The 21,652-nt window shown below is 71.0% G+C and carries 26 protein-coding genes; 17 read left to right on the forward strand and 9 right to left on the reverse strand.

The genetic code is table 11. The features are described 5' to 3' along the window. The first annotated feature begins 36 nt into the window (after positions 1-36). The 4 genes from IE200_RS17785 (at position 37) to nrtS (ending at position 2,944) form a co-directional block, all read left to right on the forward strand. Positions 37-336, forward strand: a complete 300-nt coding sequence (locus IE200_RS17785) for a thioredoxin family protein (protein WP_191280824.1) — start codon at positions 37-39, stop codon at positions 334-336. Between the two features lie 195 nt (positions 337-531). Continuing rightward, positions 532-1,884, forward strand: a complete 1,353-nt coding sequence (locus IE200_RS17790) for a dihydrolipoyl dehydrogenase family protein (protein ID WP_191280825.1) — start codon at positions 532-534, stop codon at positions 1,882-1,884. Between the two features lie 142 nt (positions 1,885-2,026). Next, on the forward strand, positions 2,027-2,611 hold the full coding sequence (locus tag IE200_RS17795) for a hypothetical protein (RefSeq protein ID WP_191280826.1): 585 nt from the start codon (positions 2,027-2,029) through the stop codon (positions 2,609-2,611). Between the two features lie 21 nt (positions 2,612-2,632). Further along, positions 2,633-2,944 (forward strand): nitrate/nitrite transporter NrtS, encoded by a 312-nt coding sequence (gene nrtS, locus IE200_RS17800; protein ID WP_191280827.1) that lies wholly within the window; start codon positions 2,633-2,635, stop codon positions 2,942-2,944. 145 nt (positions 2,945-3,089) lie between these two features. Here the strand turns inward: nrtS and IE200_RS17805 are convergent, their stop codons facing one another. Beyond that, the gene (locus IE200_RS17805) at positions 3,090-4,253 is read right to left on the reverse strand and encodes a DUF3179 domain-containing protein (RefSeq protein ID WP_191280828.1); all 1,164 of its coding nucleotides are present in this window, start codon (positions 4,251-4,253) and stop codon (positions 3,090-3,092) included. A gap of 206 nt (positions 4,254-4,459) precedes the next feature. Between IE200_RS17805 and IE200_RS17810 the strand changes: the two genes are divergently transcribed. The 7 genes from IE200_RS17810 (at position 4,460) to IE200_RS17840 (ending at position 9,531) form a co-directional block, all read left to right on the forward strand. Then, complete coding sequence (locus tag IE200_RS17810) at positions 4,460-5,830, forward strand: dihydrolipoyl dehydrogenase family protein (protein ID WP_191280829.1); 1,371 nt, start codon at positions 4,460-4,462, stop codon at positions 5,828-5,830. 314 nt (positions 5,831-6,144) lie between these two features. After that, complete coding sequence (locus IE200_RS17815; protein WP_191280830.1) at positions 6,145-6,555, forward strand: hypothetical protein; 411 nt, start codon at positions 6,145-6,147, stop codon at positions 6,553-6,555. 95 nt (positions 6,556-6,650) lie between these two features. Further along, positions 6,651-7,367: a haloacid dehalogenase type II gene (locus tag IE200_RS17820; protein WP_191280831.1), complete on the forward strand. Its 717-nt coding sequence runs from the start codon at positions 6,651-6,653 to the stop codon at positions 7,365-7,367. Positions 7,368-7,510: 143 nt separating this feature from the next. After that, positions 7,511-7,816, forward strand: coding sequence for an ArsR/SmtB family transcription factor (locus tag IE200_RS17825; protein ID WP_191280832.1), 306 nt, complete (start codon positions 7,511-7,513; stop codon positions 7,814-7,816). After that, a complete protein-coding gene (locus tag IE200_RS17830; RefSeq protein WP_191280833.1) occupies positions 7,813-8,787 on the forward strand; it encodes a TIGR03086 family metal-binding protein in 975 nt (324 codons plus the stop codon). The genes IE200_RS17825 and IE200_RS17830 overlap by 4 nt, the downstream gene beginning before the upstream one ends. A gap of 58 nt (positions 8,788-8,845) precedes the next feature. After that, positions 8,846-9,181, forward strand: coding sequence for a YciI family protein (locus tag IE200_RS17835; RefSeq protein ID WP_191280834.1), 336 nt, complete (start codon positions 8,846-8,848; stop codon positions 9,179-9,181). 14 nt (positions 9,182-9,195) lie between these two features. Continuing rightward, a complete protein-coding gene (locus IE200_RS17840; RefSeq protein ID WP_229856773.1) occupies positions 9,196-9,531 on the forward strand; it encodes a TfoX/Sxy family protein in 336 nt (111 codons plus the stop codon). Between the two features lie 57 nt (positions 9,532-9,588). Here IE200_RS17840 and IE200_RS17845 read toward each other — a convergent pair whose 3' ends face one another. The 4 genes from IE200_RS17845 to IE200_RS17860 are packed head-to-tail and all read right to left on the reverse strand — an operon-like array spanning position 9,589 to position 12,494. Beyond that, positions 9,589-10,791, reverse strand: a complete 1,203-nt coding sequence (locus IE200_RS17845) for a DUF3179 domain-containing protein (protein ID WP_191280836.1) — start codon at positions 10,789-10,791, stop codon at positions 9,589-9,591. Then, entirely contained in the window at positions 10,788-11,678 is an 891-nt protein-coding gene (locus tag IE200_RS17850; protein ID WP_191280837.1) for a cytochrome c biogenesis CcdA family protein, read from the reverse strand. The genes IE200_RS17845 and IE200_RS17850 overlap by 4 nt, the downstream gene beginning before the upstream one ends. After that, positions 11,678-12,211 (reverse strand): TlpA family protein disulfide reductase, encoded by a 534-nt coding sequence (locus IE200_RS17855; RefSeq protein ID WP_191280838.1) that lies wholly within the window; start codon positions 12,209-12,211, stop codon positions 11,678-11,680. The genes IE200_RS17850 and IE200_RS17855 overlap by 1 nt, the downstream gene beginning before the upstream one ends. Position 12,212: 1 nt before the next feature. Beyond that, complete coding sequence (locus tag IE200_RS17860; protein WP_191280839.1) at positions 12,213-12,494, reverse strand: DUF427 domain-containing protein; 282 nt, start codon at positions 12,492-12,494, stop codon at positions 12,213-12,215. A gap of 176 nt (positions 12,495-12,670) precedes the next feature. Here IE200_RS17860 and IE200_RS17865 point away from each other — a divergent pair, with 176 nt between their 5' ends. The 5 genes from IE200_RS17865 (at position 12,671) to IE200_RS17885 (ending at position 16,763) form a co-directional block, all read left to right on the forward strand. Further along, the gene (locus IE200_RS17865; protein WP_191280840.1) at positions 12,671-13,213 is read left to right on the forward strand and encodes a carboxymuconolactone decarboxylase family protein; all 543 of its coding nucleotides are present in this window, start codon (positions 12,671-12,673) and stop codon (positions 13,211-13,213) included. Positions 13,214-13,401: 188 nt separating this feature from the next. After that, complete coding sequence (locus tag IE200_RS17870; RefSeq protein WP_191280841.1) at positions 13,402-13,968, forward strand: RNA polymerase sigma factor; 567 nt, start codon at positions 13,402-13,404, stop codon at positions 13,966-13,968. Next, a complete protein-coding gene (locus tag IE200_RS17875) occupies positions 13,965-14,243 on the forward strand; it encodes a zf-HC2 domain-containing protein (RefSeq protein WP_191280842.1) in 279 nt (92 codons plus the stop codon). The genes IE200_RS17870 and IE200_RS17875 overlap by 4 nt, the downstream gene beginning before the upstream one ends. Beyond that, entirely contained in the window at positions 14,240-15,682 is a 1,443-nt protein-coding gene (locus IE200_RS17880) for a dihydrolipoyl dehydrogenase family protein (protein WP_229856764.1), read from the forward strand. The genes IE200_RS17875 and IE200_RS17880 overlap by 4 nt, the downstream gene beginning before the upstream one ends. Further along, a complete protein-coding gene (locus IE200_RS17885; RefSeq protein WP_191280843.1) occupies positions 15,672-16,763 on the forward strand; it encodes an NAD(P)/FAD-dependent oxidoreductase in 1,092 nt (363 codons plus the stop codon). The genes IE200_RS17880 and IE200_RS17885 overlap by 11 nt, the downstream gene beginning before the upstream one ends. 7 nt (positions 16,764-16,770) lie before the next feature. Here the strand turns inward: IE200_RS17885 and IE200_RS17890 are convergent, their stop codons facing one another. The 4 genes from IE200_RS17890 to IE200_RS17905 form a co-directional block, all read right to left on the reverse strand. Further along, positions 16,771-18,213 (reverse strand): radical SAM protein, encoded by a 1,443-nt coding sequence (locus IE200_RS17890; protein ID WP_191280844.1) that lies wholly within the window; start codon positions 18,211-18,213, stop codon positions 16,771-16,773. Continuing rightward, positions 18,210-18,872, reverse strand: a complete 663-nt coding sequence (locus IE200_RS17895; RefSeq protein ID WP_191280845.1) for a TVP38/TMEM64 family protein — start codon at positions 18,870-18,872, stop codon at positions 18,210-18,212. Before IE200_RS17895 ends, IE200_RS17890 begins: the two co-directional genes overlap by 4 nt. 104 nt (positions 18,873-18,976) lie before the next feature. Next, a complete protein-coding gene (locus tag IE200_RS17900) occupies positions 18,977-19,621 on the reverse strand; it encodes a CDP-alcohol phosphatidyltransferase family protein (RefSeq protein ID WP_191280846.1) in 645 nt (214 codons plus the stop codon). Next, positions 19,621-20,262 carry a TVP38/TMEM64 family protein gene (locus tag IE200_RS17905; RefSeq protein WP_191280847.1) on the reverse strand — a complete coding sequence of 214 codons (642 nt, stop codon included), beginning with the start codon at positions 20,260-20,262 and terminating at the stop codon, positions 19,621-19,623. Before IE200_RS17905 ends, IE200_RS17900 begins: the two co-directional genes overlap by 1 nt. Positions 20,263-20,406: 144 nt before the next feature. Here IE200_RS17905 and IE200_RS17910 point away from each other — a divergent pair, with 144 nt between their 5' ends. Next, positions 20,407-21,645 (forward strand): ABC transporter substrate-binding protein, encoded by a 1,239-nt coding sequence (locus IE200_RS17910; protein WP_191280848.1) that lies wholly within the window; start codon positions 20,407-20,409, stop codon positions 21,643-21,645. Positions 21,646-21,652 lie beyond the last annotated feature (7 nt).

Consider the following 21,652-nt stretch of genomic DNA (forward strand, 5'->3'; position numbering starts at 1 on the left):
GACCTTCTCCTGCACATCAACGTTTACGGTCGCGACATGAACATCGATCTCCTCTACTTCGCCGACTGCCCCAACTGGAAGGTCGCCCACGAGCGTCTCGCCTCGATCGCAGCCGAGCGACCGGACCTCACGGTGACCCACCATCTGGTCGAGTCCGTCGAGGAGGCCGAGCGATGGGGCTTCCACGGTTCGCCGAGCATCCTCCTCGACGGCGTCGACCCGTTCGCCGACGCCGACACGGCGGTGGGCCTGTCCTGCCGTGTCTACGAGACGCCGGACGGACCATCCGGCGCCCCCACGCTCGAGCAGCTGCGCACGGCCCTCGCGCATGGGTGACCGCGTCCCAGGGCTCGGCCTGGCCGCGCTGTTCGGGGCGGTGGGCATCTGCTGCGGGCTCCCGGTACTGGCGACACTCGGCCTCCTGGGGTTCCTCGCCGGCGTCTCGCTGGCCAGCTGGACCCTGGTCGGTCTCGGAGTGGTGTTGGCGGTGCTCGGTCTACGGAGCGTTCGCGAGCGGAGGGGAGGCGCGCGATGATCATGAACCACGACCTGATCGTGATCGGTGCCGGCATGGCCGGCGTCGCGGCCGCGAACAAGTGCGCCAGCCAGGGCTGGGACGTCGCGATCGTCGACGCCCTCCCCTATGGCGGGACCTGTGCGCTCCGGGGCTGCGACCCGAAGAAGATCCTTCGCCGGGGCGCGGAGGTCGTCGACAGTGCCCGGTTGATGCGCGGCCGGGGCATCGACGACACGGGGCTGTCGATCAACTGGACCGACCTGATGAAGCACAAGCGCGGCTTCACCGATCCCGTCCCCGGCAACCTCCAGCGCGACCTCGCCCGACACGGCGTGACGACCCTCCACGGCCGGGCCCGGTTCACCGGCCGAAACGCCGTCGAGGTCGACGGCAAGTCCTTCGAGGCCGGGCACTTCCTGATCGCCACCGGGGCACGACCCCGTCCGCTCGACTTTCCCGGCCGCGAGCACCTGATCGACAGCACGGACTTCCTGGACCTCGAGGCGCTTCCCGCCCGGATCCTGTTCGTCGGCGGCGGTTTCATCTCCTTCGAGTTCGCCCACATCGTCGCCCGCGCTGGCAGCGCCCCGACGATCGTCGACCGCGGGGTGCGACCCTTGAAGGGGTTCGATCCCGACCTGGTTGACCTCCTGGTCGGGCGCAGCGCGGCCGCGGGGATCGACGTGCGACCCTCCACCACGGTCGTCGCGGTCGAGAGGACCCCGACCGGCTACCTGGCCGAGCTCGACAGCTCCGGCACCAGGGAGACACTTGAGTGCGACCTGGTCGTGCACGGCGCCGGCCGGACCGCAGATCTCTCGGGCCTCGACCTCGACGCCGCCGGCGCGGACTGGGGAGAGCGAGGCGTGCGCGTGGCCGGGCACCTGCAGAGCACGACCAACCCTGTGGTCTACGCCGCGGGAGACTCCGCTGACAGCCCCGGCATGCCCCTCACCCCTGTCGCCGTCATCGAGGGCAAGGTTGCCGCGTCCAACATGATCAAGGGCACCGTGACGCAGCCCGACTATGCCGGAGTTCCCACCGCGGTCTTCACCATCCCCGAACTCGCGCGCGTCGGCCTGCTCGAGGACGAGGCCAGGGCCTGCGGCATCGACGTCGACGTCCGCTACCACGACACAGGCGGCTGGTACAGCAACTATCGCGTCGGCGAGGCAACGGCCGCGGCCAAGATCCTCGTCGACCGTTCCACCGACCTGGTCGTCGGTGCCCACCTGCTAGGTCCCGAGTACGCCGAGGTCGTCAACATCCTCGGACTCGCCATGAAGCTCAACATCACCACTCGCCAGCTCAAGTCGATGACCGCCGCCTACCCCACCGTCGGGTCGGACCTCGGGTCGATGCTCTGACGACCAAGCCGTCGAGGTCGCCGGGCCGAGCTGCGCCGCGCAACCTGTCCGCGCTTGTGTGACGCCGCTCACCGAACCATCCCTCCGACCGCGACAACGTGGTGTCACACATCCGCCCGAGCCCGACCCCAGGAGGTCCCCCATGAGCACCACGACTGAACTGAACACGCGCCCGACCCTGGTGCGTGGCGCCGCCTACGGCGCCGGCGCCGGGGTCATCGCTTCGATTGCCATGGGCATCTACGCCATGGTCGCGTCCTACCTCAAGGACACCGGCTTCTTCACCCCGCTGCACCACATCGCGACGCTCTTCGCAGATCCGACCGCGATGATGCAGTCGATGATGGCGGCCATGGAGCAGGGCGATGCCTTCGCCATCACCGGCGGTGTCGCGTTCCTCGGCCTCGTGATCCACATGATGACCGGTGCCATGTACGGCGCGCTCCTTGGCCTCGCCGTCGCGAACCGGAGGCTCCGCGCGGGCGTCCTCGCCCTCGTCGGGGTGGTCTACGGCGCGATCGTGTTCGTGGCCAGCGCGTTCGTGGGCCTGCCGTTGGCGGCGTCCATCTTCGGCGTGAACGACCTCGGCGAGGGCGCGATGGCTGGCATGAACCCGATCGCGGACATGGCCGAGATGGCCGGATGGGGTGTCTTCTTCACTGAGCACCTGCTCTTCGGCCTCGTCGCCGGCCTGCTGGTCGCAGCGGGCCTGCACAAGCGGGCCTGACGGTCTGAAGGTCACGAGAGAGTGACCATCGGGCTCAGAGCCCGCCGCCAATCGACCATGCGGTCGGCCGCCTGGTCCAAGTGGTGCTGGCCGATCCTGTGTGGACGGACGCGTCGGGTCGCGCTGCCGGTGTCGGTGGTCGTGGGCACAGTCCTGCTTGCAGTGAACCAGGGCTCGCAGCTGCTCGCCGGCGATGCCGACCCCGCCATGGCCTTCCGCGTGCTGGCCAACTACGCGATCCCCTATGTGGTCTCGAGCATCGGATACCTCGACGCGTCCAGCACTCCACCCCACTCGCCCGGAGCTGGGACCACGTTGGGTGAAGACGCCTGACGACGAAGGCCTGACGATCCGGACGGCGGGCCGCCAGTCGACACCTGAGTGGACCGCTCCGACTCCGCCGCACCGGTAGCGGGCGCGGCACGTGGCCGCGTGGCCGCGTGGCACATCGTCCACGTCACCAGACGCCTGCGGGCACCTACTCCACGACTCGAGTGCGGGGGCGGAAGGCCACCCAGACGAACCAGAACGTGTCGAGGTGCACCACGGCGGGCAGGCGGCTGCCCGTGAGCTGACCGGAGGTCGCCTCGCCCAGCACGTTCCAGGCCGAGCCGGTCTGCTCGTCGATCAAGCGACCGGCCCGGACGGCAAAGGTGAGGCGACGCCCGTCGAGCAGCGGGCGGAAGACGCCCACGGTGCCGACCTCCTCACCGTCGTGGTAGCCATCGGCGTCCAGGGCTGAGGCCTGGCCCGACCGGTGCCACACGACCAGGTCCCGCCCGCCCACTGTCAGCTCGACCAGTCGTCGCTCGACGATGTGCGACCGACGAACGGCTACCGACTGTCCGTTCACCATGATGCCGACGATGCGTTCCTTGACCGGAAGTCGCCTGTCGGTGCCGCCCGGGGGGTCCGCGAACAGGTCGCCGTTGGGGTCGTCGTCGCGCCAGACGTAGGGGTTGCTGCCATAGTCCCGGACGAAGCCGGTGTCGCGCGTGAGCACCATCGCCTCCGGGTGGGACTCCCGGAACTGCTTCCACCCCACGATGCCCATCGGGATGGACTCGAGCCGGGTGCCGGTCAGCACCCCGACCGAGGCCCGCCCAGTGAGCTGCGGCCACAGCGACTCGGTCTGCCGGTCGTACATGACCAGGTTGTCGACGTAGAGCAGGCCGGACGTGCCGAAGTCGAGCAGTCGGTCCTCGACCCGACGCTCGAACGCGACGCCGGAGTTGCACAGCGGGCAGAACGTCACGGCCACGGGGACGCCGCCGACGGTGTCGTTGACGATCTCGTGCCAGGCCATCACCTGCAGCGGGTAGGCGCGCGTCTCGTCAGCGACGGTCAGCGACAGCACGGGTTCGTTTCCTTCGAGCCAGTCGACGTCGGACACAGGCTCGAACTTCGGGTCGTCGATCGGGGGGATGCCGTCCGGGGGCGGCCCACCGGAGAACAGGTGGTCCGGGTCGATCAGCGGCTCGGGAAACCCAGGGTGGCGCGGGTCGTCGAGTGCCGAGGCGCCCACGACCTCGACCTCGGCATCGACCTCGGCATCGACTCGTGGTCGAGAACCGGCTTCGGTGCTGCACGCAGCGCTCAGCATGACGACCGCCGTCAACAACCCCAGGATCCGCCGACTCATAGGGGAGAGCCTGCGCCCGTCGACGCCGGCCCGCGGTGACCTGGATCACAGTACGCGGGGAAGGCGACGGTGGGACTGGCTTGCCGCCAGCCGGGGAGGGAACTGTGTCACCACGCTGACACTGTGCGGTGGGCTCGTCCGGTCGGTGGGTTTCACAGACAGACGTCGCGCAGCTGGCGCGAGCCGAGCGGGAGCAGGAGTCAGACATGACGGAGCAGGTCGACGTGGTGGTCATCGGGCTGGGGGTCGGAGGAGAGGAAGTGGCGGGCAAGCTCGCCGAGGCAGGGCTCTCCGTGGTCGGGGTCGAGGCCGGGCTGGTCGGCGGCGAGTGCCCCTACTGGGGCTGTGTCCCGACCAAGATGATGATCAGGGCGTCGGGGATCATCGGGGAGACCCGCCGTGCCGCCGCGATCGCGGGGGAGGCATCCATCCGCCCCGACTGGAGCCTGGTTTCCCAGCGGATTCGCGCCGAGGCCACCGACAGCTGGAACGACAAGGTCGCCGTCGACCGGTTCGAGGGCAAGGGCGGCCGGTTCGTCCGCGGCCGAGCCCGGATCACCGGCCGAGGACAGGTCGCGATCGAGGACCAGGTGTTCAGCGCACGGGGCGGGATCGTGGTCGCCACCGGCACCGTCCCTGCCGTGCCGCCCATCTCCGGGCTCGCCGGCACGCCGTACTGGACCAACCGCGAGGCGGTAGCGACCGAGCAGCCCCCGCAGTCGCTCGTGGTGCTCGGCGGCGGCGCCATCGGGCTCGAGCTCGCCCAGGTCTTCGCCCGCTTCGGGACTGAGGTGACGGTCGTCGAGGCGGCCAGGCACCTGCTGCCCGCCGAGGAGCCTGAGGCCGGGGAGACCGTTCGCACGGTGCTGGCCGATGAGGGCGTCGCGATCCACGTCGGAGCCACCGCGACCGGGGTCAGCCACGATGCGGCCGGGTTCGCCGTCACCCTCGATGACGGCACCACCCTGATCGCAGAGCGACTGCTGGTTGCCACCGGCCGACGCCCCGAGCTGCACGGCCTCGGCCTGGAGGAGTACGGCGTGGACGTCGACGCCCCGGTGCTGGACGTCGACGAGCGCCTGCGAGCGGCGGAAGGACTCTGGGCGATCGGCGACGTGACCGGTCACGGTGCCTTCACCCACGTCGCGATGTACCAAGCCGGCATCGCGGTGCGCGACATCCTCGGCCAGGACGGTCCAGCCGCGTCGTACCACGCGGTGCCGCGGGTGACTTTCACCGACCCCGAGGTCGGCTCAGTAGGGCTCACCGAGGCCCAAGCCCGTGACGCGGGCCTCACGGTGCGCGTAGGAAGCAGCCAGACGTCGAGCTCGGCGCGGGGCTGGATCCACAAGAGCGGCAACGAAGGCCTGGTCAAGCTCATCGAGGACACCGGTCGCGGGGTCCTGGTCGGAGCGACCGCGGTCGGCCCGCACGGCGGGGAGGTGCTGGGCGCGCTCGCGGTCGCCGTACACGCACGAGTGCCAGTTCGCGAGCTGCGGCAGATGATCTACGCGTACCCCACCTTCCACCGCGGCATCGAAGACGCCCTGCGTGACCTGCAGGGCCCTGACGTGTGAGGGACCGTCCTGTTCCGGGAAGCCGAGCCGCGCTGTGTGAGCGCCGTCACCGAGCGGATCGCGATCCGGGCGGAGACTCGTTCCATGATCACGCCACTCGGCAGGCGGGGGTGAGGGGAGTGGCGACGTACGTGTGCCCGCCCCGTCTCCTGCCACGTGCGCCGGCGTCCGGGCCAGGTGTGTGGCGGTCGGCCCGCCGTGCCATCGCGGCGCTCGCGACGCGTGCCCTGGAGCCGGCCGCGCTGCGTCGTCTCGCGGAGCTGGCACCGCGGGAACGTCAGTTGGTCGGTGCCTGCGACGAGTCCGATGCGGCCGTGGTCGCCACCAACGTCGCGTTGCACCGTCTCGAACCGCCGGAGGGTCTCGGTGACTGGTCCCGATGGGGATGGGAGCAGATCGCCCGGATCGAGTGGGACGACCCGACGTCGACCATGACCCTCATCGGGCAGGCACCCCTCCTCCAGCACCGAATCGCGTTCCGCCTGTCCGCGCCCGGACCGCTGGTGAGCGTCGCCCGCGAACGGATCGCCTGGACGACGCAGCTGGCGACCCGGGTCCGACTGCCGAGCGGGGGGAGTGTGGCCGTGGTGGTGCGCCGCCATCCGGTCACGGACCGGATGGACTGGTTCCTCTACCCCGACACGACCATCGCCGGTCGGGGCACGGTCGGGAGGGTCGAGCTGGACGATGCGCTCGCCTCGCTGCGCGCCCACACGGGACTGTGAAAACGGATGGTCGCCGGACCGGCCCCGGACTTCTGGAGTGGTGGCCCCTGGCGCGCAAGACTGGTGGACGCCGCCCAAGATGACGAGGAGATCGCATGACCGACCTACCGCCCAGCTCCGACCACCCGGTCAGCCCCGACGGACCACGGCGCCCGCGGCTGCTGGTCTTCGACGTGAACGAGACCCTGTCGGACATGACGCCGCTGTCGGCCCGCTTCGAGGACGTCGGCGCGCCGGCGCACCTCGCGAAGCTGTGGTTCGCCGAGCTGCTGCGGGACGGGTTCGCCGTGACGGTCTCCGGGGACATCGAGTCGTTCGCCACGCTCGGCGCCGAGGCGCTGCGCGTCCGGCTGCACGGCCAGCCTCTCGACAGTCCGCTCGACGCGGCCGTCGACCACGTGATGCAGGGATTCTCCGAGCTCGCGGTGCACCCCGACGTCGTGCAGGGCGTCCGGGCCCTGGCCGCGCTGGGCATCCGGCTGGTGACCCTGAGCAACGGGTCCGCCGCGGTCGCGGACGCGCTCCTCGAGCGAGCCGGCGTACGCGACCTGTTCGAGCGCCTGCTCACCGTCGAGGACGAGGGTGTGTGGAAGCCAGCCCTGCGGGCGTACGCCTATGCCTTGGAGCAGTGCGGCGTGGAGCCGATGGATGCCATGCTCGTCGCAGTACATCCCTGGGACATCGACGGTGCCCGACGCGCGGGGCTGGCCACGGCCTGGATCGACCGGTCGGACGGCCGCTACCCGTCGTACTTCGGGGCGCCCGACCTCCGCGTCGCGTCGTTGACGGAGCTCGCCGACGCGCTCAGTTGACCCGGGCCCACCGGCCCGGCGCCAGAAGGCAGCGCGGGCGGGTGTGTCGTGCGGCACCTAAGAGAAGCTCGTTGATCAGCCGAGCTGGCCGGGGACCAGGTCTTTGACCAGGTGCGTTAGTCACGACTAACGTGTTCTGGGTTGTGACTGACCCACTGTCTGCTGCCGCGGAACCCAACCGCCGACGCCTCCTGCAGCTCCTGGCCACGGGTCCCAGGAGTGTGGGGGAGCTGGCGGAGGAGTTCACGGTCACTCGGTCGGCGATCAGCCAGCACCTCCTCGTGCTGGCGGAGGCCGGCCTGGTGGATGCGGAGAAGGTGGGTCGCACCCGGATCTACCGGGTCCTGCCGTCGGGACTGCAGCGTCTGCAGGCCGAGATCGACAGGTTCTGGACGACAGAGCTCGACCTGCTCGTCGCCGACGCGCACCGACTGAAGGAGAACCAGTGAGCTTCACCAAGACCGCACTCCTGCCCGTCTCGACGGACGAGGCCTTCGCGCTCATCACCGAACCCGAGCGGCTGCGCCGTTGGCAGACAATCGCCGCGACGGTTGACCTGCGCGCCGGCGGCTCCTACAGGTGGACCGTCACGCCTGGCCACGTGGCTGAGGGCACCTACCGGGAGGTCGAGCCCGGCCGTCGCGTCGTCTTCGGGTGGGGCTGGGACGAGAACCCGGACCTTCCCAGGGACGCCTCGACCGTGACCATCACTGTCGAACCCGCCGAGGACGGAACCCTCGTGACCCTGGTCCACGAGGGCCTCACCGAGGCGCAGGCCGCCATGCACGCCGAGGGCTGGAACCACTTCTTCGACCGGCTGGAGAAGCTCGCAGCCACCGGTGACGCCGGTCCCGACGAGTGGGCGTACGCGCCCGAGGACCTCACCCCGCTCGTTGCGGCCGAGGCGGCCTTGGCTGTGATCCAGCCCGTCCTGCGCAACCTGACCGAAACCGACCGCGTCAAGCGCACGCCGTGCGAAGACTTCACCGCCCACGAACTGGTCGAGCACCTGCTCGGCTCACTCGTCCAGCTCGCCGGCGTGGCCGGTGCCTCCCTGACGATCCCCGAGCAGGGCAGCGCCGAGGACAAGGTCTCGGTCCTTGCCGGCCAGATGATCGATGCCTGGCGCACCGTGGACCTCGCCGGCACGCTGCCGTTCGGTGGAGGTGAGGCGCCTGCAGCCTTCTTGGCCAGCATCCTGCCGGTCGAGCTGCTGCTGCACGGCTGGGACCTCGCCCAGGCCACCGCTCAGCAACTGCACGTCTCCGACGAGGTCGTCGCCTATGTCCGCGAGGCAGGAGAGGACCTCATCAAGGGTGGTCGCCGTCGGTCCTTCGGCGACGAGATCACTCCCGCCCCGGACGCCAGCCCCATCGACGCATTCGCGGCCTACGCCGGCCGAACGCCCATCAGCGCCTGACAGCCAGCCTCGCCCCAACCGACCACATGTCCGCCTACCCGAGAAGGAAGTCAGTCCAATGACCAAGTACCTGTTCACCTACCACGCGCCGACCCAGCCCGCCGACGCCACACCACCCGACCCCGCCGAGATGGAAGCCGTCATGGGCCAGTGGATGGCCTGGGCCGGCCGCGTCGGTGAGGGCATGGTCGACTTCGGTACCCCGCTCGCGGGCGGCGTCCAGGTCACCCCGGACGGCACCCGCCCCAGCGCGAGCGAGGTCGTGGGCTACACCCTCCTCGAGGCCGAGGACATGGACGCCGCTCTCGCCCTCGCTGAGAGCCACCCGCACCTGACCATGCCGGGCGGCTGCACGATCGAGGTACACGAGGCCCAGCCGACCCCGGGCATGTGATCGCAGCCGTGAAGATGCCCAAGGCCAGCGACGACGACAAGAACCGGTTCCGGGACCTGATCGAGACGGTCGCACACATCCCGGGTGTCGAGGTGAAGCCGATGTTCGGCCAGCTCGGCGCCTTCGTGAACGGCAACATGTTCGCCGGGCTTTTCGGGAGCTCCATCGGCGTCAAGCTCGACGAGCAGGGCGCCACCCAGCTCCGCGACCTCGGTGGCGGGCCGTTCGGGCCAGAAGAGCGCCCCATGGGCGGCTACACCACCATCCCCGACGTGCTTGAGCCCCAGGCCTGGGTGGAGCGCTCCGCGGCGTACGTCGGCGCCCTGCCACCGAAGTCCAGGAAGAAGTGACCACGTCAACGCCTGACCCGGTCAGGCCGGCGAGACCGTCGGCTCGGGCGTGGTCCCTCAGGGATTCGCCACCAGCCTGGTCTCGGGTTGGAAGGCGGCCCAGGCGAACCAGAACGTGTCGAGGTGCTCGACTGCCGTGAGCCGTTCGCCGGCGAGCGGCCCGCTGGTGGCGCGGCCGAACAGGTTCCAGACCGAGCCGGTCTGCGCGTCGCGGAACGTGCCGTCGTCGGCTCGCTCGAAGTTCAGGGCCCGTCCGGGGGTGTCGGCGAGGAAGGCGGCGACCGACCCGATCTCCGCGCCGTCCGGGATCTGCTGGGTGTCGAGTGCCGAGACCTGTCCGGGGGCGTGCCAGAGCACGACCCGCTCCTGGCCCAGCGCCACGTGCTGGACGCCTCGGTCGGCCAGCAGGTCCCGCGAGACGGCAACCGCGTTCTTCCCCTCGCCGACGCCGACCACGCGAGCCTTCAATGGCAGGCGGGCGTCCCGGCCGGTCGGGAGCGCGAAGAGCGGCTCGGAGTCCGGGTCGTCGTAGCCGACGTAGGGGTTGGTGACGTACTCCCGGTCGTGCCCGGTCGACCTGCTGAGCACGCGCGCGTCCGGGTGCTCCTCGCGGAACTGCCGCCAGCCGACCGCTCCGACCGGGATGCTCTCGAGCTGTGTCCCGGTGAGCGCGCCGACGGACGCCCGGCCGGTCAGCTGGGGCCACAGGGACTCGGTGAGCCGGTCGTACATCACGAGGTTGTCGGCGTAGAGCTTGCCGGAGACCTTGAACGTGGTCGTCTCGCCCGCGATGGTGCGCTCGAAGGCGACACCCGAGTTGCAGAGCGGGCAGTAGGTCACCGCGACGGGGACGCCGGCGAGCCGGTCGTTGACGATCTCGTGCCACGTCATGATCCGGATCGGGTACGCCTTGGTCTTCCCGTTGATCGTCAGCGAGAGCACGGGCTCGTCGTCCTCGAGCCAGTTCACCTCGGAGACCGGCTGGAAGAGGGGGTAGTCGATGGACGGGATGCCGTCGGGTGGTGGTCCGCCGGACAGGAGGTCGTCGAGGTCGATCAGCGGCTCGGGGAAGTCGGGGTTGGTCGGGTCGTCGAGCGCGGACGGTGGCTTCTCGCCGCCGGTGGCGGTGCCCGCGTCGTCGACCTCCGCCTTCGAGGTCCGGTCCTCGTCGCGGTCGGCGGGTTCGCCCGGAGTGGTCGCGCAGGCCCCCAGGACGAACGACAGTGCTCCTGCGGCCGCGAGCCGTGCCGTGGCGTTCATCGTCCGGCCCTTCCTCCCGTCGCCGCGTCCCTCCGGCCGCCACGGGCTCGTCGCCGCGCGACGAGGACGGCGAGGAGGAGCAGCGCTCCGGCGGTCAGCCACCCGAGGGGGCCGATGGAGTCCACGAGGCCCGCGAGCTGCTGCTGGAGCCAGGCGGCCGCTTTGATAACGGGATCGTCGGGGTCTCCGCCGGCCAGGACCCGAAGCTCCCACCAGCCGTAGTAGCCGACATAGGCTCCGGCCGCTGCGAGCAGGGCGCCCGCCGCTCGGGGAGCCCAGCGACCGGCGCCCCTGAGCCGCCCGACCGTCGCGGGCGAGGCGAAGACGGTTGCCACGGCCACGGTGCCCACCACCAGCCCCATCCCCACGGCGTACGCCACGAAGAGCGTGATCCCCTCGAGCACGGAGCCGCTGCGGAAGCCGCCGACGACCACGGCGAGGAAGGGCGCGATCGTGCAGGAGATGGAGGCGACCGCGTAGCTGGCCCCGAAGCCGGCCATCGACCAGAACGACCGCGTCAGCGGCCGGGCGTCACGCGTGCGACCAGAGCGACCGAGGCGAGGGAGCGAGAGGCTGCGACCCGCGGCCAGCCACAGGCCCATGAGGGTGAGCGTGACCCCCAGCACGACCGTGAACCACGGCAGGTGGCGCTGCAGCTGACCCGCCACCGGCGAGATGACCAGGCCGAAGACGGCGAACACACCTGCGAACCCCGCGGTCATGGCCACGCTCAACGCGGCGGCACGTCCCGCGGCCGCGGGGCGGGAGAGCGAGTCGCTCCCGGCCAGCAGGAGCGAGACGTAGGCCGGGAGGAGGGCGAATCCGCACGGGTTGACGGCGGCGAGCATGCCGGCGCCGACGGCGACGACGAGCAGGCCCTCGGACATCAGCCCGCGAGGTCCTCGACGAGGGCGGCCAGGTCGGCGTCGTCGAGGTAGCCCGAGGCCTGCTCCGTCCCGGCCTCGTCGAGGACGAGGTAGGTGCTCTGGGCGGTCACGCCGAGCTGACGCCACACGGCGCCGTCGGGGTCCGCGAGCAGCGTGACGTCGGAAGACACCTCGGCAGCGAATCCCTCGATGGCTTCACGCTCGTCGAGCGATCCGACACCCACGACGTTGACGTCGGCGCCGTAGGTCTCGGCGAGCTCGCTGACGCCCGAGATCTGGGCCCAGCAGGTGGGGCACCAGGGTGCCCAGAACCAGAAGACGGTCGGCTTGCCTGCGAGCGAGGTGCCGTCGAAGGTGTCACCGTCGACGGTCTCGGAGGTGAAGTCGAGCACGGCGGGCGTGGCTGTCGTCGATCTGCTGGTCGAGGTGTCGTCGGCCGTGGAGGCCACACCCCCGCTGCCGCATCCGGACGCGAACAGCGCGAGCACAGCCACCAGTCCGGCCAGGCGTCGGGTCGATGTCGGTGCAACCATGTCAGTCCGTCACCTTGACGCCCTTCCAGAAGGCCACCCGGCCACTGATCTGGGCGGCCGCGGGGCTGGGGTCGGCGTAGAACCAGGCCGCGTCCTCGTTGACCTGTCCGTCGACCTCGAGCGAGTAGTAGGAGGCCTGTCCCTTCCATGCACACGAGGTTCGCTTGGACGACGGGCGCAAGAGGTCCTCGCGGACCGAGCTGACTGGGAAGTAGTGGTTGCCCTCCACGACCACCGTGTCGTCGCTCTCGGCGACCGTGGCACCGTTCCACACTGCCTTCATGCTGACCTCGCTGCTGGGTTGGTGACTGGGTGCCTACGGAACCCGGCGGAGGACCGGGTTCCTTCCCGATCGGCTGAGAAGAGGTACGTGACGCCATCCACACCCTGGCGCGGAATCGTGCCCCGTCGTGGCCGGGTTGCCTCAGGGACAACCGAACCCGATCTCTCGGAGGAGACATGCCCCGCATTCCCGTCCACACCACGGACAGCGCACCCGAGGCCAGCCGCGACGCGCTCAAGCAGCTCGAGGCGAAGTACGGCAAGGTGCTCAACATCCACGGCGAGATGGCCCACTCACCCACAGTCCTGCACTCCTACGTCGCCCTGCAGGACGTCATCCGGGAGCACACGCTGCTCGACGCCAGGACCCGCGAGGCGATCGCACTGGCGGTGGGCAACCAGGACGAGTGCACCTACTGCCAGTCCGCCCACACCGGCGGCGGCAAGAAGGCTGGCCTCAGCGACGACGAGATGATCGCTATCCGTCGGGGCGAGGCGGACTTCGACCCTGCCCTCGACGCGCTGCTCAACCTGGCGCGGGAGTACACCGCGAAGGTCGGCAACACCAGCGACGCCGCATGGCAGGCCGCACTGGACGCGGGGTGGAGCGAGGAGCAGCTTACCGAGCTCTCGGCCCACGTGACGCTGAACTTGCTCACGAACTACTTCAACCACCACGTCCACACCGAGCTCGACGTGCCCCAGGCACCCGAGATCTGAGAATCGGACAATCCGTGCGAGGGCCGACGCCGACCAGGCGCCGGCCCTCGTGCCGTCCTGGCATCCCGCCGCTCGGGGCGCCCGTGCAAGGCTCGCCGCATGCCGTCTCTCTGTCTGTGCCACGGTCCGGCCTCGAGGACCCGTGCCGCGTCTGGAAGTCATCCGTGCCGTCGACGGGTTCCCGTGGCATGAGCGAGGCGATCACCCCGGACGATGCCGCACGCCGTCGTGCGTTCGCGGAGGTCGTCGAGCCGGAGATCGAGGTGATGCTGCGGGTGGCGCGGAGCATCACCGGGAGCGCCGCCGATGCCGAGGACCTCGTGCAGGAGTCGCTCGTACGCGCCTTCCGGGCGATCGACCGGTTCGACGGCCGACACCCCCGGGCATGGTTGCTCACGATCGTGCGCAACACCAACTCCAACATGCACCGCAGACGTCGCCCGATCGCGGTCGACGACTGGGAGCTGATCCACGCCTCCCGTCCCGCCTTCGGATCTGTGGAGTCCCCGGCCGCCGAGGAGGTGTACGTGGTGCAGGAGCTCGACGGTGCTCTGCAGGCCGCGGTCGCCGGGCTGGACCCGAAGTTCCGCTCTGCCCTCGTGCTCGTCGACGTCCACGACCTCTCGTACGCCGAAGCCGCCGCTGTCCTCGACGTGCCCGTCGGCACCGTCATGTCCCGGCTGAGCCGCGCACGCGAACGCGTGCGCAAGGCACTCGGCCCCACCTTCACCACCACCCGAGGGGAGCAGTCATGACTGGAGCGCTCCGGCAGATGGTCACCTGCCACTGGACCGCACGCCGCCTCCAGCGATACCTGGACGCCGATCCGGCCGCGCCTCTGACGCCAGGGGAGATCACCCGGCTCGAGGAGCACGTCGCCACCTGCGAGAGGTGCAGCGAGGTCATGCGCCAGCACCGGCTGTTGCACCGTGCCCTGTCCCTGTGGTCAGGCCGACGACCCGTCGACCCGGCATCGGTCGACCGCATGCGCACCGTCCTCGACGACCTGATCGACGGGCGGCAGACGTGAGCGCGCCTGACCGCTGGGACCTGCTGGTCCTGGGAGGCGGCACCGCCGGGATCGTCGCGGCCAAGACGGCAGCCCGCCTCGGTGCACGGGTGCTCCTGATCGAACGGGACCGGACCGGTGGCGACTGCCTGTGGACCGGGTGCGTGCCGTCCAAGGCGCTGCTGGCCGCAGCGGAGGCCGCTGCGGGCGCACGCCGCGCTGGACGGTTCGGGGTCACGGTGGGTGAGGTGCGGGTTGACTTCGCGCGGGTGATGGAGCACGTGCACGCGGCGATCCGCCAGATCGCGCCCGTCGACTCGATCGAGGCTCTCGAAGCCGCTGGCGTGACGGTGCGCACCGGGAACGGACGGTTCGTGGGAGAGGGGACGCTCGACCTCGACGGCGAGACCGTCCGATTCACCCAGGCGATCGTCGCGACGGGTGCAGCGCCCGCAGTGCCGCCCATCCCGGGACTGGCAGAGCTCGACTACCTGACCAGCGACACCGTGTGGGACCTCACCGATGCTCCACGCCGCGTGGCGGTCCTGGGTGGGGGCAGCATCGGCTGCGAACTCGGACAGGGGCTGTCGCGGCTCGGCATCGAGGTGAGTGTGGTCGAGGGAGCACCGCGCGTGCTGCCACGTGAGGACGCCGCGGCTGCCGCCGTCGTGCACCGCGCGCTAGAGTCCGACGGCGTCACGATCCTCACCGGTCAGTCGGTGACGTCAATCGTCGCGTCGGACTCGCAGTCCGGATGGCTGGTCCTCGACGACGGGGAGAAGGTCGCTTTCGACCGCCTGCTGGTCGCCGTAGGGCGTCGGCCCCGAACCACCGACCTCGGGCTCGACACCGTCGGCGTCGAGGTCGACGAGCGCGGATTCGTGGTCGTCGATGGGCGCCTGCGGACCACCAACTCCCGTATCTGGGCGGCCGGCGACCTGACGGGCCACCCCCAATTCACGCACGTCGCCGGCGTCCACGGCAGCCTCGCCGCCAGCAACGCGGTCCTGGGCGTGCGCCGCTCGGTGGAGACCTCCGCGGTGCCACGGGTCACCTACACCCACCCCGAGGTCGCCGCCGTCGGCGTCGACACCGGACGCGAACGCGACGGGATCCGGATCCTCACCCTGGACCACCACCACGTGGACCGAGCCGTGACCGAGGACCTCACCGACGGCCTGACCCGTCTGGCCATCGACGGCAAGGGCCGGATCCTCGGAGCCACTGTCGTCGGTCCGCGGGCGGGGGAGACCCTCGGAGAACTCGCGATCGCCGTCCGCCGCGGACTGCGCACGCGCGACCTGGCCGGCATCACGCACGCCTATCCGACGTGGAACGACGGACCGTGGAACGCCGCGATCGCCGACGTTCGCGAGCAGCTCGACCGCCCCGCGACCCGGCGCGCCCTGCACACCCTGGCGCGGACCCGTCGCTGGTGGCTCGAGCGCCGTGCCTCCTGAACGGCGCCTGTTGCTGGTCGGCGCCGGCCACGCACACCTCCACCTCCTCCGCCACGCGTCCCGCCTCGATGCTGCCGGATACCGCACGACCCTCGTGGCACCCGCGCGGTTCGACTACAGCGGGGCAGCGTCCGGCATCGCCGCCGGCGGCCGCGACCCCGCGGAGGGCCGGATCGACGTTGCGGCGCTCGCCCGCCACGGTCCCGTCGACCACCGAGCGGGACGCGTCACGGACGTCGACCTGACGACCCGCACCGCGACCACCGACGACGGGACCCGTCTCGACTGGGACCTGGTGTCCTTCAACATCGGCAGCGTGGTCGACGTACCTCCGGTCGCGACCGGCGACGCCACCGTGGTCGAGGTCAAGCCGCTCAGCAGCTTGGCCCGACTGCGCGAACGACTCGAGCACCCGCCGACAGGTCGCGGGCACCACCTCACCGTTGTCGGTGGGGGCGCCAGTGGGCTCGAGCTCGCCGCCCATCTCGCCGCTCGCGCTGACACCGACCGTGTCCACCTGCTCGAGTACGGTCCACGCATCGGCGACTTCCTCCCGCATCGGGCCGCACGGCGACTCGTCGGCCTGCTCGAGGGGAGGGGGGTCCGGATCGTGACGGACGCCGGTCCCGTGCGAGTCGATGGGGACGCCCTCGTCCTGCGTGGCGGCACCCGTCTGGCGCACGACATCCTGGTCGTGGCCACCGGCCTCGCGCCGCCACCGCTGGCCACCCGATCGCCCCTCGGCGGTCGCGACGGCTTCCCCGTGCGCGCGACCCTGCAGCACCGTGACCACGACGACGTCTACGCTGCCGGTGACTGCGCCGACTTCCTCCCCATGTCCCTTCCCCGCCTCGGCGTCCACGGCGTCCGGCAGGGGCCGGTGCTGCTCGCGGCGTTCGAGGCCCGCGCGACGGGTGCGCCGGCGCCGGTCTACCGCCCGCAGGAGCACGTGTTGTCGATCCTCGACCTCGGAGGTGGCACAGCGCTCGCGGTGCGCGGCCGGTGGTGGTGGCTCGGCCGCTCCAGCCTGGCACTCAAGCGCCGAATCGACCGACGGTGGCTCGCGACGTACAGGAGCTGAGGAGGCGTCAGCGGCGCGTCGGCATGGGGAGCAGCGTGAGCAGCTGCTTGTTCTCCGAGGGATCGAGCACCGAGTGCTGTACGCAGGCAGGGACCAGCTCGCCGGTGTCGGGGTGGGCCATCGTGTAGACGCACGCCTGGAGCCGCTCCTGGGTCCCCTGGGTCTCGGCGTCGGCAGCGACTTCCCCCGCCTCCATGGCGCGCCAGGCGGGGATGACGGTCGATGCGTCCATGAAGGCGTGGACTACGAAGGTCAATCCCCTGACCTCGCGGCGGGCAACGGCACGGACCAACGTCGACAAGCCGCCGGTGCGACGCACGAACCGTCGACTCCACTGCGCTGACATGACTGCCAGGCGTGGCTCCCGCGACGCCAACCGGAGCACCTTCGCGATCCTGACCGACGGCCGCTCGCCGCTGAGCGAGACCCCCGGGACGCGCGTGAACACCTCGTCGCGGAAGGCCAGGTCAGCCGTCACAGCGGGATCGAGCAGTGGGACCCAGGTGTCGCCCACGACGATTCCGAAGGCCGAACGATTGCACCGCGGGTCACCGAACTGCAGGGACTGCCACGCCACCGGCTGCCCCATGCCGGTCTCGATCTGCTTCCAGACCTCGTCGATGCCGACGGACGTCTCGTCAGCGCCCCACCGTCGGCGATCACCCACCCGGGCGGCCGGCTGGAACGACATCATGGAGTAGCCCATGTGGCGCACGGCAGCCACGACGTCGGCGACCTGGTCGCGGTTCGCGCGGGTCACCGTCATGTTGTGGGCCAGGAAGTAGCGCAGGCCCGTGTGCCGCTTCACGCGCTCGAACATGGACACGAAGGCAGCACGATGCACGTCCAGCTCTCGTTCGACTCGTGGCCGCGGCATCCCGCGGCGCCCGCGCATGAGCGAGTCGAAGTGCGCCGCAAAGGACACGCGCGGCAGTCGGAGCCCTCCATCGGCTTGCGTGACGAGCGCACGGAGGTAGTCCTCGTCGAAGTCTCCGTGGGTCATCGACATGGGTTCTCGACCCGCCGCCCGCATGGCGATGAGGGACGCCGCGTGGTCGTCGGGCGACAGGAGCGAGACCTCGCCACCGATGAGCTGGGCGTGGGCACGTGGGCCGCGTCGCTCCCGCAACAGCGCCATCTGGTGCCGGACCTGGTCGAGCGTGTGGGTGCCGTCGGTGCGGACCTTGCTGGCGTCGGCGGAGTGGTAGCACGGGGAACAGGTCAGGTTGCACTTCGGGAAGACGCCGTGCGTGCCTTCGCAGCCCACGCCGATGCGGCCCAGCGTCTGTGCGGCGGTCCTGGCCGTCGTCGGGAGCTCGGCCCAGCGGCGCCGTACCGCTGCGAGGGTCTCCGGGTGGACGGGTTCGGTCAGGTCGAGGAGCGCGCGCCAGCGGGTCCTCAGTGTGGAGACGCGGACCGCTGTGGTCGGCCTCGGGACGTGACCGGTCATGACTCGGGAGCGGGTGCTGGGCGGGTGCTCGAGGCCAGCAGCCGCCGTCCGACGCTGCCGCCGAAGAGTGTGAGCACGACCAGGCATGCGACGCCGATGACGATGCCGCGCGGGTCCGCCCCCGAGGCGCCGACGGCGGCGTACGCGAGGGCGCCGGGCACGATGCCCACAGCCGTGCCCAGCACGTAGTCGCGCAGGCGCACCCCGAGCAGACCGGAGGCGTAGTTGATCGGGGTGAAGGGGAACAGAGGCAGGAGCCGGACGGCGAGCACCGCGACCAGCCCGTGGCGAGCCAGCACCTGGTCAGCGTCCTGGAGCCGCCCGTGGAGCATCCGATCGACTGCTGGCCGTCCCAGCCGACGGCCGAGGAGGAAGCCACCGAAGGCGCCGAGCAGGGCGCCCGCCCAGGCGAGCAGGGTGCCCCACCACAGCCCGAAGAGCACACCGCTGAGAATCGTGAGCACGGAGGCGGGTGACGGCACAAGTACCAGGAGGGCGTACCCGACCACGAACACCGCGGCTCCCGCCCACCCCGCTGACTCCACCAGCGCCTGGAGGTGCTCGGGTCCGCTCCAGCCGCTCAGGTGCAGCGCGACCGAGGCCGCGGTGAAGGCGAGGACCAGCGCCACCAGGCGCGGGCGATCCGACCGGGAGGACACATCTTCGCCTCCCGTGACATCGTCGGCCACATGGTCGCGAGCTGGGGGAGTCCTCATGTGACAGGGAACCCTCCGACTACCCCTGTGGCTTCCGCTCGCCCCGGTCACGAGCTCTCGGTGGCCGGCTCGCGCAGGGTGCGGTAGCCGGCGATGATCCGGTGGGCGGCGCTGAGGCCCACCACGCCCGCCCACACGGTGGCGACCTGAGGGGCGTAGGCAGGGACGAGCAGCCAGATCGCGTGCACGAGGATCGTCTCGGCGCCCTCGGCGATGCCGCCGAGGAAGTTCAGCGACCGGCCGTCGTCGATGCGGTGCCCGGTGCGCTCGGCGATCGAGGAGAAGGCCAGGAACGCGGTGCCGTTGACGTAGTAGGCCAGCAGCACGGCCAGGAACGGGAGCCAGTCCGTGAGGGACGCGGAGGCTCCGACGGTGCCGACGGCGACCCCGACGACCGCGGCGCCGTAGACGATGAAATCGGCGGTGATGTCGAGGAATCCGCCGGCGGGGGAGCCGTGCCCGGTGGTACGACGTCGGGCCAGCGGTCCGTCGAGGCCGTCCAGGGCCCGGGAGAGCAGCCAGGCGAGGAGTGCCCAGCCCCACAGCTGGCCGGCCGCGAGCGCGGCGCTGGCCAGTCCGAGGACCAGCCCGGCCACCGTGAGGCGGTCGGGCGTCACCCACGACCGGTCGATCCGCCCGGCGACCGAGGCCAGCGGACCGTTGAGACGACGACGGAGCACGGCGTCGAACATCACGTCTCCTCTGCGTCGGGGGCCGGCGCGGGCGCAGCGCGGCCATCATGGCGCACCAGACGTCGGCCGAGGACCGTGCCGAGCACGACGAGGGCCACCAGCACCGCGACCCCGGCGAAGATGCCCCACGGGTCGGTGCCCCAGGCGCCCAGGGCGGCGTAGGCCAGGCTGCCCGGGACCATGCCGAGGGCCGACCCGAGCGCGTAGTGGCGCCACCGCACGCCGGTAAGTCCCGCCGCGTAGTTGATGACGGTGAACGGCAGCACCGGCGTCAGCCGCGCAGCGAGGACAGCACCGAATCCGTGGTCGGCCAGCAGCCGATCGGCCCTCTCGGCGCGACCGCGGGTCAGCCGGCCGACGGCATCGCGTCCCAGAGCCCGACCCAGCCCGAAGGCGGCGGCGGCTCCGGTGAGCGCGGCGATCCAGGACAGGAGGGCCCCGAGCCACAAACCGAACAGCACCCCACCCAGTGCGGTGAGGAGTGCCTTGGGTGCCGGGAGCAGGCACAGCACGGCGTAGCCGGCGACGAAGACGGCGGCGCCCCACGGACCCGCTGCGTCTACTCGCTCACGCAACAGCCGGACGTCGTCCCATCCGCGAAGCTGCTCGACGACGAACACCGCGAGCAGGAGGGTCGCCATGGCCCCGAGCCGTGCCCATGCCCAGGTCCGGCTCGGTGTCCGCGTCTGCTTCACGGGAAGGGAAGTCGGTGGGACCCCCACCGTGTTCCCGGTACGACAGACCTCGACCTGCCCAGCCACATCGCCTGAGGAGATTCCATCGCCGTGAGAGCCCGCCACCTGACCCTGGCATCGATCGCGTTGTCCTCGGCCCTGCTCGTCACCGCCTGCTCGGCTCCAGCCGCCGAGAGTCCCGCCGCATCGGCAGATCGACCGTGGGACGAGGTGCTGGCCGACGCGGAGGGCCAGACGGTGGACCTGTGGATGTACGGCGGCGACGACCGCGGCAACGCCTACGTCGACGACGTGCTCACCCCGGCGGCGGCCGAGCTCGGCGTCACGGTGCGGCGGGTGCCGGTGGCGGACACCAAGGACGCGATGCGACGCCTGCTCGCCGAGCGGGCCGCCGGCGAGGACGACGGATCGGTGGACCTGGTGTGGGTCAACGGCGACAACTTCGCCACCGGCCAGGAGGCCGGTGCCTGGCTGTGCGGCTGGTCCGACGACCTGCCCAACATGCAGTACGTCAGCGACGAGGACCCCCTGGTGAGCGAGGACTTCGGGGTCCCGGTCGAGGGCTGCGAGTCGCCGTGGCACAAGGCCCAGTTCACCTTCGCCTACGACTCCGCCCGTGTCACGGACCCGCCCACCACGGTCGCCGGGCTGCTCGACTGGGCTGAGGCCAACCCGGGCCGCTTCACCTACCCCGCACCGCCGGACTTCACCGGCTCGGTCTTCGTCCGGCAGGCCCTCTACGCGCTGTCCGGAGGCGCGGAGGAGGTCCCGGCGGCCTTCGGCGAGGACGCGTACGACGAGCTCACGCCCGCGCTCTGGGAGCGCCTGGCCGACATCGCGCCGGCGCTGTGGCGAGAGGGGCGCACCCACCCGCGCGACCAGGTCGCGCTGGACCGGCTGTTCGCCGACGGCCAGGTCGACTTCACCATGACCTACGGGCCGGCGACCCTGACCGAGCTGGTGGAGGACGGCACGTTCCCGTCGACCACCCGGGTGCTCGCGGTCGAGGACGGGACGATCGGCAACGCCAGCTTCCTCGCGATCCCGGTCAGCTCGCCTGACCAGGCGGGGGCGATGGTGGTCGCCGACCTCGCGCTGTCTCCCGAGCAGCAGGTCGCAAAGGCCGACCCCGACGTGTGGGGCCAGTTCACCGTGCTCGACACCGCGCTGCTCGAGGACGACGCGGCGCGTGCGTTCGACCGGCTGCCGGACTCACCGGTGGTGCCGGCGTACGACGAGCTGTCCCGCAACGCGCAGCCGGAGCTCTCCTCGTCCTGGGTGACGCCGCTCGACGAGGGCTGGCGACGCGAGGTCCTCGGTCGCCCATGACGAGTCG

Origin of the sequence: Nocardioides flavus (ex Wang et al. 2016), from assembly GCF_014653115.1 — a bacterium.
Lineage (GTDB): Bacteria > Actinomycetota > Actinomycetes > Propionibacteriales > Nocardioidaceae > Nocardioides > Nocardioides flavus.